The organism is Sporosarcina koreensis (assembly GCF_001531445.1).
GTDB classification, from domain to species: domain Bacteria; phylum Bacillota; class Bacilli; order Bacillales_A; family Planococcaceae; genus Sporosarcina; species Sporosarcina koreensis_C.
The window spans coordinates 105,465-118,896 of record NZ_LQYA01000251.1; the positions used below are offsets into that span (position 1 = coordinate 105,465).

21 protein-coding genes are annotated in these 13,432 nt (G+C 50.6%); 2 read left to right on the plus strand and 19 right to left on the minus strand.

What is annotated here, in order from left to right; genetic code table 11:
- Positions 1–645 precede the first annotated feature (645 nt).
- Together AWV70_RS21515 and AWV70_RS21520 are read right to left on the minus strand one after the other, a co-directional pair.
- A complete protein-coding gene (locus AWV70_RS21515; protein WP_060210519.1) occupies positions 646–1,077 on the minus strand; it encodes a hypothetical protein in 432 nt (143 codons plus the stop codon).
- Positions 1,070–1,393, minus strand: a complete 324-nt coding sequence (locus AWV70_RS21520; RefSeq protein ID WP_060210520.1) for a sigma factor-like helix-turn-helix DNA-binding protein — start codon at positions 1,391–1,393, stop codon at positions 1,070–1,072. Before AWV70_RS21520 ends, AWV70_RS21515 begins: the two co-directional genes overlap by 8 nt.
- A 113-nt stretch (positions 1,394–1,506) precedes the next feature.
- Between AWV70_RS21520 and AWV70_RS21525 the strand changes: the two genes are divergently transcribed.
- Positions 1,507–1,953 (plus strand): hypothetical protein, encoded by a 447-nt coding sequence (locus AWV70_RS21525; protein WP_060210521.1) that lies wholly within the window; start codon positions 1,507–1,509, stop codon positions 1,951–1,953.
- On the opposite strand, the gene AWV70_RS21530 is transcribed toward AWV70_RS21525, so the two are convergent.
- From AWV70_RS21530 to thyX, 4 genes are read right to left on the minus strand one after another with little or no spacing between them, the layout of a single operon-like run.
- Entirely contained in the window at positions 1,940–2,179 is a 240-nt protein-coding gene (locus AWV70_RS21530) for a hypothetical protein (protein ID WP_060210522.1), read from the minus strand. The two genes, AWV70_RS21525 and AWV70_RS21530, sit on opposite strands and share 14 nt — an antisense overlap.
- Positions 2,172–2,789, minus strand: coding sequence for a nucleotide modification associated domain-containing protein (locus AWV70_RS25015; RefSeq protein WP_235588806.1), 618 nt, complete (start codon positions 2,787–2,789; stop codon positions 2,172–2,174). The genes AWV70_RS21530 and AWV70_RS25015 overlap by 8 nt, the downstream gene beginning before the upstream one ends.
- Positions 2,790–2,831: 42 nt before the next feature.
- Positions 2,832–3,491 (minus strand): 3D domain-containing protein, encoded by a 660-nt coding sequence (locus AWV70_RS21540; RefSeq protein ID WP_060210523.1) that lies wholly within the window; start codon positions 3,489–3,491, stop codon positions 2,832–2,834.
- Entirely contained in the window at positions 3,488–4,207 is a 720-nt protein-coding gene (thyX, locus tag AWV70_RS21545) for an FAD-dependent thymidylate synthase (RefSeq protein ID WP_060210524.1), read from the minus strand. The genes AWV70_RS21540 and thyX overlap by 4 nt, the downstream gene beginning before the upstream one ends.
- A 120-nt stretch (positions 4,208–4,327) precedes the next feature.
- Here thyX and AWV70_RS21550 point away from each other — a divergent pair, with 120 nt between their 5' ends.
- Positions 4,328–4,612 (plus strand): hypothetical protein, encoded by a 285-nt coding sequence (locus AWV70_RS21550; RefSeq protein WP_060210525.1) that lies wholly within the window; start codon positions 4,328–4,330, stop codon positions 4,610–4,612.
- 12 nt (positions 4,613–4,624) lie between these two features.
- Here AWV70_RS21550 and AWV70_RS21555 read toward each other — a convergent pair whose 3' ends face one another.
- From AWV70_RS21555 to AWV70_RS21605, 13 genes are all read right to left on the minus strand, one after another.
- A complete protein-coding gene (locus AWV70_RS21555; RefSeq protein WP_060210526.1) occupies positions 4,625–5,164 on the minus strand; it encodes a dUTP diphosphatase in 540 nt (179 codons plus the stop codon).
- On the minus strand, positions 5,165–5,422 hold the full coding sequence (locus tag AWV70_RS21560) for a hypothetical protein (protein WP_060210527.1): 258 nt from the start codon (positions 5,420–5,422) through the stop codon (positions 5,165–5,167). It lies immediately after the preceding gene.
- Complete coding sequence (locus tag AWV70_RS21565) at positions 5,419–5,625, minus strand: hypothetical protein (protein WP_060210528.1); 207 nt, start codon at positions 5,623–5,625, stop codon at positions 5,419–5,421. Before AWV70_RS21565 ends, AWV70_RS21560 begins: the two co-directional genes overlap by 4 nt.
- 19 nt (positions 5,626–5,644) lie before the next feature.
- Positions 5,645–5,818 carry a hypothetical protein gene (locus AWV70_RS23990; RefSeq protein ID WP_160327707.1) on the minus strand — a complete coding sequence of 58 codons (174 nt, stop codon included), beginning with the start codon at positions 5,816–5,818 and terminating at the stop codon, positions 5,645–5,647.
- A 14-nt stretch (positions 5,819–5,832) separates the two neighbouring features.
- On the minus strand, positions 5,833–8,073 hold the full coding sequence (gene nrdJ / locus AWV70_RS21570) for a ribonucleoside-triphosphate reductase, adenosylcobalamin-dependent (RefSeq protein WP_060210529.1): 2,241 nt from the start codon (positions 8,071–8,073) through the stop codon (positions 5,833–5,835).
- Positions 8,074–8,271, minus strand: a complete 198-nt coding sequence (locus tag AWV70_RS21575; protein WP_060210530.1) for a hypothetical protein — start codon at positions 8,269–8,271, stop codon at positions 8,074–8,076.
- Positions 8,259–8,417 (minus strand): hypothetical protein, encoded by a 159-nt coding sequence (locus tag AWV70_RS23995; protein ID WP_160327708.1) that lies wholly within the window; start codon positions 8,415–8,417, stop codon positions 8,259–8,261. The genes AWV70_RS21575 and AWV70_RS23995 overlap by 13 nt, the downstream gene beginning before the upstream one ends.
- On the minus strand, positions 8,414–8,887 hold the full coding sequence (locus AWV70_RS21580) for a hypothetical protein (RefSeq protein ID WP_060210531.1): 474 nt from the start codon (positions 8,885–8,887) through the stop codon (positions 8,414–8,416). The genes AWV70_RS23995 and AWV70_RS21580 overlap by 4 nt, the downstream gene beginning before the upstream one ends.
- Positions 8,887–9,450, minus strand: coding sequence for a hypothetical protein (locus AWV70_RS21585; RefSeq protein WP_060210532.1), 564 nt, complete (start codon positions 9,448–9,450; stop codon positions 8,887–8,889). Before AWV70_RS21585 ends, AWV70_RS21580 begins: the two co-directional genes overlap by 1 nt.
- A complete protein-coding gene (locus AWV70_RS21590) occupies positions 9,447–10,346 on the minus strand; it encodes a hypothetical protein (RefSeq protein WP_060210533.1) in 900 nt (299 codons plus the stop codon). The genes AWV70_RS21585 and AWV70_RS21590 overlap by 4 nt, the downstream gene beginning before the upstream one ends.
- Entirely contained in the window at positions 10,346–11,353 is a 1,008-nt protein-coding gene (locus AWV70_RS21595; protein ID WP_153010077.1) for a hypothetical protein, read from the minus strand. Before AWV70_RS21595 ends, AWV70_RS21590 begins: the two co-directional genes overlap by 1 nt.
- Positions 11,350–11,838: an HNH endonuclease gene (locus AWV70_RS21600; protein WP_060210534.1), complete on the minus strand. Its 489-nt coding sequence runs from the start codon at positions 11,836–11,838 to the stop codon at positions 11,350–11,352. Before AWV70_RS21600 ends, AWV70_RS21595 begins: the two co-directional genes overlap by 4 nt.
- A 1-nt stretch (position 11,839) precedes the next feature.
- A partial coding sequence (locus AWV70_RS21605) for a DNA polymerase A family protein (RefSeq protein WP_235588807.1) occupies positions 11,840–13,432 on the minus strand: 1,593 nt, incomplete at its 5' end.

The following is a 13,432-nucleotide window of genomic DNA, read 5'->3' on the forward strand; positions in this document are numbered from 1 at the left end:
AAGACGCTGACCATTCCGAAGTGGCTTGATGATATTGCGTCGAAAGAGGACATCAACTATTCGGCGCTCTTACAGTCCGCGATCAAGCAGCATCTTAACGTACAAGAGCCGCGTAAATAGGAACGATAAAAGACCGCAGCTTCCGTTATGGATGTTGCGGTCTTTTGGTTAACTACGCGAAGAACGAACGCTGTTTAGCCGGCACAGCGAACGAAGCCTTTGTAAGCGACTAGCCGTAGGCACATCGCAAAGTGGCGAAGTACTAACGCCAAGAAAAACCGCCTGCCACTCGATGTTACTGCGCTTCTTGCGCGGATGTGACAGGCGTCAAGTGTCCGCGACTTGGCAGACAAAAGCCGGTGGCGACTGTGCCGCTAACCGGCGGTCTGACGCTACATCTCGGTAGGTCAGCGATCCCGCTTTATTTAACGTGTTCGGGAGTCGCACGGACATAGTTCGCTTGTCATACGCCTGCTTGCGCAGCACTTCTATATTCGGCTACCTTACGCACCGCCGTAGTGCGAGCGCTCGCCGGCGTTCCCAATGAACGTCTCTTCGCGCATATCCCGCCACAAACTTTCGCGGTACGAGAGCGTAATTCTCTTACTATAATGTATAGCCAACTAACGCCCGCTCAGTAAGGTGTCAGCGACCAATTTCTCGCAATTTACGCATATAATCGCGTGTTTTCGGCTGGTAATCACGCCCATCTACCGCAACACTTTCCGTCCATTTGAAACTAACCTCGTCGCCTAGTCGCTCGTCTCGCTGACTGTCGCTCATAATCGGATATTCTTCGCGCGTCATCTTGTCCGGATGCGGGTCGGACAGCTCGTCGAATAGCAAGAACGACGCCAATCGGTCGAGTTGCGCAGGTGATGGCATTTGTCCGACTGTCGCGTAGAAGGATTCCGTAATTAATTCCACGTTCTTGCGGCGTTGCTCGGCGTATTCGTAACGCTTTGAACCACCAACTCCCGCAATACCTAGCGCCTTCTCCCACTTCTCTTGCGCCCATAAGTCGTCAATATAGGCGTTTAGCTGTTCGTTATGCGTTCCTATCGTAAAGTTATACATAGTTCACCGCCTCTACTTCGTCTAAGTAGTCCCATTCCTCGAAAACTGCCGCCAGCTTCACGATTGCATATGCCAGTCGGTTAGATAACGTCATTTCTGCGATGCCCATCGCCCTCGCTACGTCCTTCTGCGCCTGTCCCCGGATGAATACGGCGTCGAACGCTTCTCGCTGTTTCTGCGTCATTCCTGCGCGTTTAATTGCGTAGTGTAAATCGATCAGTATATCGGTCGCGCCGAAGTCACCTACGTCTTGGCGCGCCTTTAGGTCGTGATATTGTGCGAGTAGTCGGCGTACTTTGTCCGTGTATTGCGTCATAACTTCGCCCCTTTGCGCCTAATTTCGTGCACAGCGCGTATAATTCCTTGCCACTTCGTCAATAATGCGTTACAATAACGCTGATATTCGACAATTGATCGGAGGTTCTACTAATGTCCAACGCAAATATCGCCCTAAAAAACGTACTCACACCCGCAGCAATCGACGAAGCCCTCGCCGGCTTTACGTTTGTCCCATCCGACGGCACGCCGTTCATTACGCTAGATACGCAACGCCGTTTCTACTTCAATACGTCCTTGCGCAAAATGTTCGGACTAAAGGCGTACAGCAAAATCGCCATCGGCTATAACGTCGCGACGAAGTCCATCGCGGTACTAACGAAGAACATGGACGCCGTGCCTGCGAATTTCACCTACGTATTAGACAAGCGCCATTATGCGTCTGCCCGCAAGTTTGTCGCCGATTTCAAAATCGACATGAACAAAGCGCCGCTTACCTACGTATTTGATCGTGGCACGTCCGTAGACGGCGTATATATCTTCCGGCTTGCGCAGGATGCGCCGATTGATGCGGAGTTGATTGAGTCTAAGTCGAAGTAGGACCGCGCAACCATCCGAGGCTTTCCTGTCCGGTATCCGCCAAATACGCGTCAATTAAGGCGCGCATATCCGCTATCTTTTCGTCGTCAATGCGTCCTCCACCGTCGATAACCGCAATAGTCCCGATGATGAACGCCTTATCTGCTCCGAGATACGGGTTCTTGGCGTCCTCGCGGAAGCCGACTACTGGACTCGGCGCGCGGTATGTTAGTTGCGTTTCAGTCAACGATAACGCCCGCCTTGCGCGCCTCTACTAACGCAAGTAATGCGTAACCTGCCAAATCTGCTAACGTATCCTCGATCGATTCTGCGACTTGCGCTTGCTTGCCGTCCGTCAACGTTTCAAGCCTGCGCATTTTGTCGTCCATGCGGATTAGCGCCGACTGTAGTCCGTACTTTGCGTATTGTTGCGCGAAACTGTCGCCGTAGTCGTGATTCTTGCGTATCAATAAGTCGCGGACTTCATCGCAGGCTTGGCGAATTTTCTCCGCTTTGTCGGAAGTTCCGTCGGGAGTTTCGTCGCTCATACCGTAGTATGCTGCGACTGTTTTATCGTAGAAATCGCGTTCTTTATCACGTTCTTCTAATTCGCTAACTCTGCGCGCAAGATTCGCGATAAGGTCGGTTACGGACGGCGAGGGTTCCGTTACGAGTTCGAAACTATCGAATGTATCCTCGCTGATATAAGAATGTCCGTCGTCATCTTCGAAGCGAGCGAACCCATCCGCATCTACCTCGTCAATCGTGTAAACCTTTCCGACCGTAACGTCATCATGCTTAAACTTACGTACGCACCGCACCTTGTCGCCAACCTTCGGCATTTCCTTTAACGCCATACATACCGTCCCCTTTCGCTATTTACCTCGTCTAACCATGCGTCACTTACCGCGACGAAGGAAGCGCACTTCCACCGTCTGCCTACCGAGCCTATACGCTTCATCGCGCGACTTCACGAGAATATCGAGCCTACCCTCTCCGATGTCACCGCCGCGATCAAGTACAATGCCGTCGAACTTAGTTCCATCGGCAAGTGTGACGCGTAATATTGAATACAGCGGAATCGACGGAGGCGCAGCCAATATCCGATACTCCCCGTAGTAAATCGTATTGCGCACGTCATAACCGCTCGAAGTTATACCGGTACAGCCCGTAGGACATTTCGCAGTATAAAAAGTACTTTCGAACGACTGCGCCTGTCCCACGTAGCTACTTCCGCGCGAAACGGGTACCTGGCGCTTTGACTCCGCTTGTACTTTCGCCTTCTTGCGCCGCTCGGCTTCGACATGCTCCTTTGCTATTGCGTCGATTCTACGTTGTTTAGCCGCAATTAATGCCGCCTGCTTACGCGTCTCTAGCTCGTCTTTCATGCTGTCGTATACGCTAGGCACTGCGTAAGCAGGCGAAATGGGTTGCGCTATTTCATCGTCTATATTTGCGTCATCTTCCTGCTCGGCTACGTCGGGCAGTCGGATTGCGGCGTAATAGAACGTCGTGATTGCGATTATTAGCGCGGCTACAGCCAATTTTAGTCGCTTCATTTACGCACACCTGCTTCCGTAACTAAAGCGTCGATGCTTGCCGGAAAATGTTCGCGCGCTAGCTCGAGGACGGCGCGTGCGTACGCTTGAATCTCGACCTGTGCGTCGTCTGCTAGGCGCTGATTAACGAAGTGTGCGACGGATTGTAGCGATGCCGTCCAGTAATAGCGTACGTACATTCCGTAGGCAGGCAGGAATAGTCGCGCTTGCTCTGCGCATATTCCATGCTCCAACGCCCACTTGTAGTTAGCGTAATCACTGTCGATTTGGTCCATTAAACGCAACCATGCAGCCTTTCCGATTACATACGGCACAATATCTCCGGAGCCTTGCTTACTACTCTCCGGAGCGCTTCGCCACTCGTCCGGTTGCGGCAGGTAGAACGTCGGTTCTTCCGTTACATACCTCCGTGAACTTTCGTTCCAAGCGTCCATGTTATCTCCTGTAGCCTCCGCAATAGACGACCCTACGATATATTTAAAGTGCTGCCTTGCGACCATTAGTGGCGAATATACCTCGAATTGCAACGTCGAATGACGAAAGGGACTCGTATGTCCTTCCCGCGCGAGGAAGGCGATTAACCTACGGTCGCCTTCCGTCAGTGATTCCGATTTTTTGTCGTATGATACTCTTGCGCTGTTCACGACTGTTAGATCGCTACCCATTACGTCGTGCAGAATAACGTAACCTTTATCGAGGACTTCTAATCTGTTCATTTAATCGCAACCTTTCAAAAATAAATTTTACTTCGTCAAACTTTCGTTAGTTTTTCGCTTGACCCACGCTTTTATATGGGTTATGATTTGTATAATAAAACAAACGGAGGCTGATCGAATATGGAGAATGTATGGAATGACTATCGGATAAAGCAGTACAAAGACATCGCGAAAATAAGTGATAACGACCACGTACTATGCGTGAGAGTCGGTCAAATGCTTAGTGGCTGTAAAGGTTCCGGACCGTTTTCATGGATGAATACTTCTTCAGCGGAAGATGCAGCGATTGGTTATTACGAATACGCAACCAAGCATAAACCTTTAGAACAAAGAGTTAAAAATCCGTCAGAAATACTTATCTGGATCGAAGATGAATACGGTATTGCGGAAACATCGACGCCTTAATTAGGCGTCTTTTTATTTTACTCCGCTTGATCCGAAGCCATGCGCCCCACGCTCCGTAATTTCCACGTCCTCAACCTCGACGCCTACTACGTCAGGCAGGCGCGTGATTACGAGTTGGGCGATACGGTCGCCTTTGCGGATTAAGTACGAGGCGCTTTCGTAATATTCCGGACTACCGTCAATATAATTTACGCCACAATCTTCGCGGCCTACTTCCGCAATATTATCGACAATAACGCCAATCTCGCCGTTATAGCCGTTGTCAATCGTCCCTAGCTGAACGCGCAGCTTCGTCTTAGCCGTCACTCCCGACCGCGGTCTTACCGTTGCTTCATAGTCTGCCGGAAGCTGTACGGCAATGCCCGTAGGCACGACCGCAGTTTCACCCGGCGCAATAATAACGTCCGCGCTTGCTACGAGGTCAAAGCCGGAGTCGCTTGCGTGGGCTTTCGTCGGCATCACGGCGTCAGGCGATAAGCGTTTGAAGCCTACTTGCAGGCGCGATTCCTTCGCCAATGCTATTTCGATTGCTTGCGCTGTTTCTGCGTCCATTTATACGTCCCCTTTGCGTTTAGTCAGTCTCTCTTTTATCGCATCCTTCTCCAATTCGCCTAGTGTTCCCGGATGTTCGTTACGATGACTTTTGTAACGTAGAAATTCGAGGTATTCACCGTATACTCCACGTACTTCCATCCATAACCGAAGTGCAAACGCAGCGATGTATCCTAACGCGATTACAAGTCCGCCAGTCCCAATCGCATACACCAAGTAGACAGCTATTACGATAGACAACCCGTATTCTTCGATCATTCCGCAGTCACCTCCTTTACGTCACCGTTATCATCAAAACCTAGCCCGTTGCGTTCGGCTAGTCGTTCCACCTCCGCAAATACGTTATGATCCGATTGGAAATCGTTGCTGGCGTCCTTTGCGTTGGCAATCAATTCTAGCAATCGCGTGAAGTCGCGTCGGATTCGTCTGTTTCTGATTGGCTGTGCGTTAGCTTGCGTCATATTATCGTCTCCTTTACGTTTATAGCGGTCCTCGTGCTTTGATAATCTCCGTCGCCTGTTCTTCGGTAAAGCCCGCTTTCTGATACGACTCAAACGCGATCCGCATTAATACCGCATTTAATACGACATGTTGTTTAAATAGCTCCTGATTGTCGACCATAAGTCGGATTCCTGCGATCATATCTTCGTTCATTGCGCGTGCCTCCTTTACCTAATCGGACATACTCCGCCTTCGCAACCGTCCATTCCGTCGAGGTCACTGTCTTCGCCCGTTTCGAACTTTTCGAGTATTGCCGGAACAAACTCCGCCATCTTCGCGGCCATTTCCTCGTACTGCTCGCGCGTAATAGCTTCATACGGCGCAAGCTCGTAAGAACCTCCGTCATGTGCGAGGAAGCTAACGCCAACGAAGTCGTCCCAATTCTCGTAGACTATCGACTGCGCTTCGCTCCATTCGTCCGGTCGTACGTGAATCGTATTAGACGAATTATGTTCGGTGTATTCGCGCTGGAATCGGAAGTACGTGTCAAACTGCTCCGCAACATGTACGTCGTCCTTCGTCTTTCTTGCGCCCGATGCTACCGGAAAGTCTATGACGAGTGTGCGCGCATTCGCAATCCGTTCAGCTTCCGTTTTTCCCGGTGTCCCTACTTCCGCATGTACTGGCCATCCAATCGACTGTACCGCTTTTGCTAACGGGTCTGTCGCATTGATCCGAATACGACGCACATAGTACGGAGAGTGCGACCAATGCAATCCGCTCGATACTCCGCCTGCAACTTGCGAAATCGTACCTTCCGGCTTGACTGTTGTTACGAGCAGTGGCGCATTGACACGCAATGCCTTCGCATATCTGTCGGCTTCTTCGCGAGCAACTTGTCCGAGCAACGCAAGTAATTCCGCTTCTTCCTGTTCCGTATAGTCGATCATGGCGAACGCGTCCTTAACGCCTGTCAGCGATGTACCGAGTAGTCTGTCGCGCTGCTGTACTGCATCCCAGTGCGGAAGCTCTAGCTCGGCGAGTGTCATACGCAATCCCGCGCGTGCTGATGCGCGTTGTGCTTCAAGAAGTCCGATAACGTCGATGAAATTCTCGCCGTTGATTTCACGAACGAATTGAACGAGGTTGACAGTCGTTAGATTACACACGCCGTAACTGTCGAGGATGATCTCCACGCAGGGGTTCAGTCCCTCCGCGTTCGGTCGACGTCTGCGCGCTTCTTCGAGATTTATGAATCCGGGTTCCCCTTCGGCTTGCATGAGTTCGAAGATTAGCGCTAACTTCTCTTCCGTAGGCTTTTCCGTAAATGCAATCGAGTTATTCGACATACGACGGTGATGCAACGGTCTAGCTTCCGCGTTGAACGGTTCAATCGCAGCAAGCATATTTGCGACATCGTTCAAGCCCGCAGCTTCGACGAGTCCGACGACGCGCTCGTGCTGATCGGCATTCCAAATTCCGTTGATTCCGTACTTAGCGAACATCGACTCGTAATCGTCCGCATCGAATAAGAAGATTTCCGCAGTCCTACGCACGCCACCGACCACGACGTTGTAGCCAATCAAGTTACCGATGTCGAGTATGTGAATCGGTCTGACGCGCTTGTAGCCATTACCAACGTCATCCAACGGCGCAAGTGTCGCATCCATTTCATTGCACAATACTTTCGAAATACCTTCGAACATTTCGCGCAAAGGCTCGTGACCGGACGCTGTGCCGCCGAATGTATTCAGACGCGCGCCTTGTGGTCGAATGTAGTCGTAGTAAATGCCGATTTCCTCGACGGACTCATATTGCGCCTCGGTCAGTAAACGGAAGAACACGCGCAAGGACTCGACCCATCCTTCTTTCGAATCGCCTACGTGAATCACTGCTTTTATACCATCGTTAATGATGTGTAATTCAGTATCCGCGATCTTTGTCGCCGGGTATCGTTGTGTGAATGGCTCGTGCGTTACTTGCACGTTTGCGCGGATTGGTGCCAAGTTTGCGGCGTATTCCTTCGTCGCTTTAAAGCCGACGCCAGTTCCGACAAGTAGCAAGTAGAACAAGTCGCCCAAGTCGTCCCAACTGCGTATACTTACGTAGGAGCAATTGAAATTGGATAACGGATATTTCTCGGCAACATCGCCATCAGCACCGCCGACCCATAGTGTCCGCCCGCTGACGAATTGACGCAAGTTGAACATATTATCGAATAGTAGCTCGGCATCGGCGCGTAAGGCATCTACGTCCGCCATATAGCCGATCCTGTCCGTATGCTTCTGCGCAAGTCCTACGTTATATTCCGTAGCGCGCGCAACCGTTTCCTTCCATGTCTCGCGCCGCCCTTTTGCGGGCAAATAGCGCGAGTATGTCCGATAATAAACGAACTGCCCTAGCGCGTTCATGTGCGATGGGAAGTCCGGATATTGCGATAAAAATTCGTCAGTTAGTAATTTCGTCACTCAATCGTCCCCTTTGCGTTTGTCTTCCGCCTGCAAGTCCTGCATTGCGTCCTCAATTTCGATTAACTCGCGTTCTAGCCGCGCCTCCGCTATTTTCAAGTGACTTAGGTCGAACTTTACGTCGCTGCGCCGTTGTTCTAAGTAGCGCAACGTTTCAAGCCGCCGAGCTTCCGACATGATCGGTTCTAAATCGGCCATATGCGCAGTCCCCATCGAATTAGCGCAAGGTGTGCGAAGAATCCACCGACTACTAGCGCGAGTAGTATTAGCGCAATAATAGAATACGTGATAAACTCCGCTAGACGTTGCGTCGCCTTATTTGGCGGCTTTTTAGGCGTTGTCATTGCGTCACCTCCAAACTGCGTATTTGCGTCTGTATTGCGTCGCGCTTTGCATATAGTTCCGCAAGAACGCCCGCCCGCTTGCTCTCCGCTTCCAACGCTTGCAAACGGACCAAGCCTGCCCCGTCTACCGATGCATGTACGATGTAATACGCCTTGTCGTCGAATACGTCTGTCGGGTACGTTTGCGTAATTGTGAGTTCGAACGGGGCATCGTTGACTTGCGCAGGTATTTCGAACACTCCGGTTTGGAACCTTACGAACACGTAACAAACGTACGTACTACCGATTCTTATATAATCCGAACTAATATTGTCATTCTTAATGTATAAATCTCCGTCATTGTCTAACTTTGCGACGTACTTACTGCCGGCAGTATATTCACCGCCTTTGTCCTTCACCGCCGTAAGCACGTCACCTTCGCGCAAAGTCTTCAGATATGCGATAATCTGCTCGTCTGTGTATTTCGTCATTATTGCGCCACCTCCGTATTTATTAAGCCGTGCGCAATCAGCCACGCAAGGCCGACCGCCGCCGCGTCGGACTCGTCGTCACACGCAAACTCGCCGTCATAGCCCGTCCAGCGACGCACCGCTGCCGCAACCTCGTCTTTTGTCGCCGTGCCTTTGCCAACGACCGCCAACTTGATCGCCGACTGCGACATGCCTTGCGTTGTCTTCTTGCGCCCGCCCTTCGTCGTCGTCACGTATTTATCGAACGACAGCCCGAATTTATGCGCCGCAAGCTCCGTCCCTGCCCACGCAGCGAACACCGGATAGTTTTGCGCCGACGACATGCCATGAAAGTCCTCGCGCACTACGTACTCAAACGGGGGTTTGTGCGCCGCGATGAACAACGTAGCCCACGATTCCACGATGTTGGTGCGGAGGGCATATGGTGCCTTGACATCGGGCTTGACGTGCGACAGCGCTTCGATCGTTGGCTTGCCGCGCTTGTCTACGGCGATGACCGCAACGCCCGGCGAGGACAGCGAAGTGTCGAACGCGAGCAGGCGCAAGGGCTTGTATGCCGTCAAGCCGATACCTCGTATTGCGCCTCGGTATCGTCGACAATCTTAACGTCCCATATCGAACTTTCTACCGCGTCCCTGCGAATAGTATCTAAAACATGCGAGCTAACATCGTAAGTAAACTTGAATCCACCGTCTTTGAAGTATTTTACGACCATCCCCACGACAACCTCCGTAGGCTTCGGCGCATTAAAGAACTCCTGCGGAATCTCTACGCCCTTCGCACGACCTAGTGCGATGGCTTTGCCGATGTCGGCGTTGAATACGTCGTCCGGCGCACACTTGGCGATTCCTTTTGCGAGAATCTTACCGCAATTTACGCCTTTCATTAGTACGACTACCGTTCGTTTTTCAGCATTAACGATAAACTCCGGAATAGTGACGTAGTTCCCTACCATTACTCCACTATTTCTGCCAGCTCTCCCGTTGTGCTTCGTATGCTCCACCACGTACTCGCGCGCCTGCTTGATTACGTCTGCTCTGCGTTGATTTGGCGTTTTCTTTTCCGCCCATAATTGCTCGAAGTGATTCTCGATCATCGCCTCTACGTACGATGTCTTCGAATGTCCTCTCGGAAATAACGTTGGCTTGTCCGCAATCTGCGCCTCCAACTTCGCAACCTTCCGCTGTAACTCGTCGATTTGCGCTTCGGCGTCGAATAGGCGTGTGAGTACGAATTGTTCGTTGTGTGACTGATAGTCTACGATGACTTCGTATTCGTTATGGTCGATAAATGGCGCTAACGGTCTTTCTGTTACGTAAACCCCTCCGAAACTGTTTCGGAGTTCACTCACCGTCAGTACATCGCCATTCCGATATTGACCTTCGCTGTATTCCTCGTTCGTAATCAAAATCCGCTCGCCTACGTGTGCCTTACGCTTTTCCGTCTTAAACTTCGTCATCACTTCGTCCCCTTTCGCGTTTCAGTAATAAACTCGATAGCTTCCGCGTGCTGGCGTTTCTTCCAGTCGATTAAATTCGAATGTTGCAAGCGCTCATTCATCGCGATAAGTTCGTCGTACTCCGCGTCAGTAAGCGAAAGCGCGCACGCTGTCTTATAGTCGTTGAATCGCCACTCGTCGAGGTTGAGCGTCGGAGGATTCTTTTCGCGCAACGCCTTCGTTATTGCGGCGAACTTATCGAAGATAGGCGCGCGGTCTGCGTCAGTAATGCGCCTACAAAACGCCCGAATATCAGGGAAGTTTGCGTATTCTTCCGGGGTCATGTTCCAGTCGCGCTTCGATCCGTTTTGGTAAAAAACTACGTAATAATCAACGTCGTACATGTACGCATATAACGCGGTCTGTACTTCGTGCGCGTAGTCCGCTTGCTTCATCGATTTGACCGACGTTTTCGACGGCGACTGTTGTTTCGACTTTATTTCGAGTCCAACGCGAATAATCTCGCCGTCGTCCGTTGTGTAGCGCAAGATGCCGTCAGGTGCGCCATAGAGGTAGAAGCGTTCTCCGTTGTGCTCGACGAGTTTACTCTTCTTCGCGAACTCCTCGAACATTGGCGTGCCGTCGGCGTTCCGTTCGAATGTGAAGCGCGGTTTGTTGCCGGTTAGCTTTTCGAGATTCCGTTCGATAGCGAGGATTTCGCGCTGAATGTAGTCCCCGATAACCGTACCGATGCCTTGCCAGCGCGATTGATGCGGTTGTTTTACGACAACGTCTTTGGGCGCCTTGACCGCTTTCATGTACAGTTCGCGCGGGCATTTCGTAGCTGCTGACGGGCTGAAATACGGCGCATCGCGTTCGGGCCAAACCTGCGGAGGATTCGAGTACCACTTCGCAATTTGTACGTCTAGTGCGTTATCCCACGTTTCTTGAAGAGAATGCCATTCATCCAACATAGCGATCATGTCACCTTCTATTTGTTTCGAAATGTCGTTATTATTGTCTATCAAATTACATCCTCCTCTAGTTCTATTTTGTTTAAAAACGCGTGATCCCCGTACAGTTTTTTCGCGGATTCGTTATAAGCTAAAGCCGCCTCTATTTTACAATCGAATACCCCAAGCGATTTCTCTTTACCGTCCACATATATCCTTGAACGCCACCGTTCACCTGATCTACTCACCCCTTTAAATCCAGATGTATTATTAACACGGACACCTGAATTAAATAAGTTCAAACTTTGACTGACTATACGTAGATTAGCTCTCCTGTTGTCTAACCCGTCCCGGTTAATATGGTCTACTACCTTGTCCTCCGCCTCTTTCATTATTTCTCGGTGCATATAGACTTTTCTGCTCTCGTAATACCCGAAGGTTTTTCTCCGACAGGCGTACCCATGATCCTCGTAATACCAACTATATTTCGAGAGTTCCTCGTAATCGGCATCATCAACAATGGCTACTTTTCCTTTCGTTAGGGGAATTTCCTTTGTCAAGTTATCGACTTCCTTTCGGTTGTTGTCGTTCGAAATCCCATTCAGTCGGTTTATAAGCGTCCATCCAACGCGTTTCAATAACCGTGTCAGTTACGAGTGGTACGGACAATTCCGATGTCTTCGTCATAATGTCGTGTACGAGTTCGATTGTGCCTTCGTTTAGTTCCGGTATCGGCAGACTGAACTTTACTTCGTCATGAATGGAGGCGTTGAACTCCCATCCTCGGCGCATACATTCGCGCGCTAACCGATTTCCTATACGTTTCAAGATATCCGCGCCAGTACCTTGAATCCTCGCGTTAAATGCTGCGCGTTCCCAATACGAAACTAAATTCCGCTTGTCCGCGAGAGGCGCGATCAATTCTTCGAGTTTCGCCAGCCGTGCTTTATCGCGTGCTGTCCGTTCCTTCTTGCCGTTCAATTGCTTGCGTTCGATATAGTAACCCATCAGCTTTTTTTCATTGCGCTGGACTTCCGCACGCAATCGCTTGTAGTCGGGGAATCTTCGCTTACGTCCATACAATGTTTCGACGAATCCGTTCTTACGCAGGTCGGCCATCGTATCTTCGACCATCTTCGTAAAGGACGGAAATTCCTCGTCGAAACTTACGAAGAACTCGTCCGCTACTTCCTGCGGAATCCCAACATTCCTTGCAAATGCCGCCGAGGACTGACCGTATGATTTAGCGAGTATGCCCGTTTTCATAATGCTACGCGGCTTAAATTTGCCCGTAGGATCATACGCATCGTCGACGCAATACTTCTCCTCGTATCCGAAAACACGCATTGCCATTGCGGTATATAAGTCGATGCCGTCTACGAAAATCTGACGCATTGAGTTATCGCCGTATACCGTGTACATTATGTGCGCTTGAATTCGCGGCTCGATTTGTCCGAGGTCACTTCCGATGAATATAAAACCATCACGTGGAACAAATGCGTTACGGACGCGCTTACCGTTGGTGCTTCGCGTCGGGATGTTTTGCAGGTTGACGCCCTTTCCTACGCGACTATCGTCTTTGATTAACGTCTTAACAGCGTCGATGTAGTTGGCGTCGTTTACTGCGCCGACATATGCGTCCTTTGAACGCCCATTATACGAACTAGATGAATAGCGCCCTGTAGACGTACCTCCCGCTTTAAAGTTCGAGTGCAGTCGTCCGTCTACTTCGATTGAACTTTCCGCACCGTGAGTGCCGAGGTAGGGGCGTATATATGTCGTAAGTAGCTTCGTATATTCTGCAACGGAAGCCAACGGTTCGAGCGCAGGTTCTTCCTCGTAATACATTTCGAGTACGCCAGCCGCAGTTGAACGTTTCTTGCTTCGGTCAACCAAGTAAGTTCGGTCCTTTATGCGCAAATGGTCGTAGATTAGATACGCAAGGTGATTTCCATTCGTAATCGAAAACTCCGTAATTTCCTGCGGTGCGTTTTCGACTGTCGCTGCCGGCATTTCCGCAAGCTCACGTTTATAGCGCGCCAGCATTTCGACTTCGTTTACGTACATTTTCGTATGCGTTTTGTCCGTAGCTTCAAGTTCGGCAACGCGCTCCTGCTTGCGTTCTAACTTGTCTTGCGTAGAAGCTATGCGCCT

Coding starts and splice junctions, on each gene's coding strand:
- AWV70_RS21580 (WP_060210531.1), bottom strand. CDS start 8,887: ATGACGAAATACACAGACGAGCAGATTATCGCATATCTGAAGACTTTG.
- AWV70_RS21515 (WP_060210519.1), bottom strand. CDS start 1,077: ATGTATAACTTTACGATAGGAACGCATAACGAACAGCTAAACGCCTAT.
- AWV70_RS21540 (WP_060210523.1), bottom strand. CDS start 3,491: ATGAAGCGACTAAAATTGGCTGTAGCCGCGCTAATAATCGCAATCACG.
- thyX (WP_060210524.1), bottom strand. CDS start 4,207: ATGAACAGATTAGAAGTCCTCGATAAAGGTTACGTTATTCTGCACGAC.
- AWV70_RS25015 (WP_235588806.1), bottom strand. CDS start 2,789: ATGGCGTTAAAGGAAATGCCGAAGGTTGGCGACAAGGTGCGGTGCGTA.
- AWV70_RS21550 (WP_060210525.1), top strand. CDS start 4,328: ATGGAGAATGTATGGAATGACTATCGGATAAAGCAGTACAAAGACATC.
- AWV70_RS21590 (WP_060210533.1), bottom strand. CDS start 10,346: ATGACGAAGTTTAAGACGGAAAAGCGTAAGGCACACGTAGGCGAGCGG.
- AWV70_RS23990 (WP_160327707.1), bottom strand. CDS start 5,818: ATGAACGAAGATATGATCGCAGGAATCCGACTTATGGTCGACAATCAG.
- AWV70_RS21560 (WP_060210527.1), bottom strand. CDS start 5,422: ATGATCGAAGAATACGGGTTGTCTATCGTAATAGCTGTCTACTTGGTG.
- AWV70_RS21575 (WP_060210530.1), bottom strand. CDS start 8,271: ATGGCCGATTTAGAACCGATCATGTCGGAAGCTCGGCGGCTTGAAACG.
- AWV70_RS21555 (WP_060210526.1), bottom strand. CDS start 5,164: ATGGACGCAGAAACAGCGCAAGCAATCGAAATAGCATTGGCGAAGGAA.
- AWV70_RS21565 (WP_060210528.1), bottom strand. CDS start 5,625: ATGACGCAAGCTAACGCACAGCCAATCAGAAACAGACGAATCCGACGC.
- AWV70_RS23995 (WP_160327708.1), bottom strand. CDS start 8,417: ATGACAACGCCTAAAAAGCCGCCAAATAAGGCGACGCAACGTCTAGCG.
- AWV70_RS21520 (WP_060210520.1), bottom strand. CDS start 1,393: ATGACGCAATACACGGACAAAGTACGCCGACTACTCGCACAATATCAC.
- AWV70_RS21525 (WP_060210521.1), top strand. CDS start 1,507: ATGTCCAACGCAAATATCGCCCTAAAAAACGTACTCACACCCGCAGCA.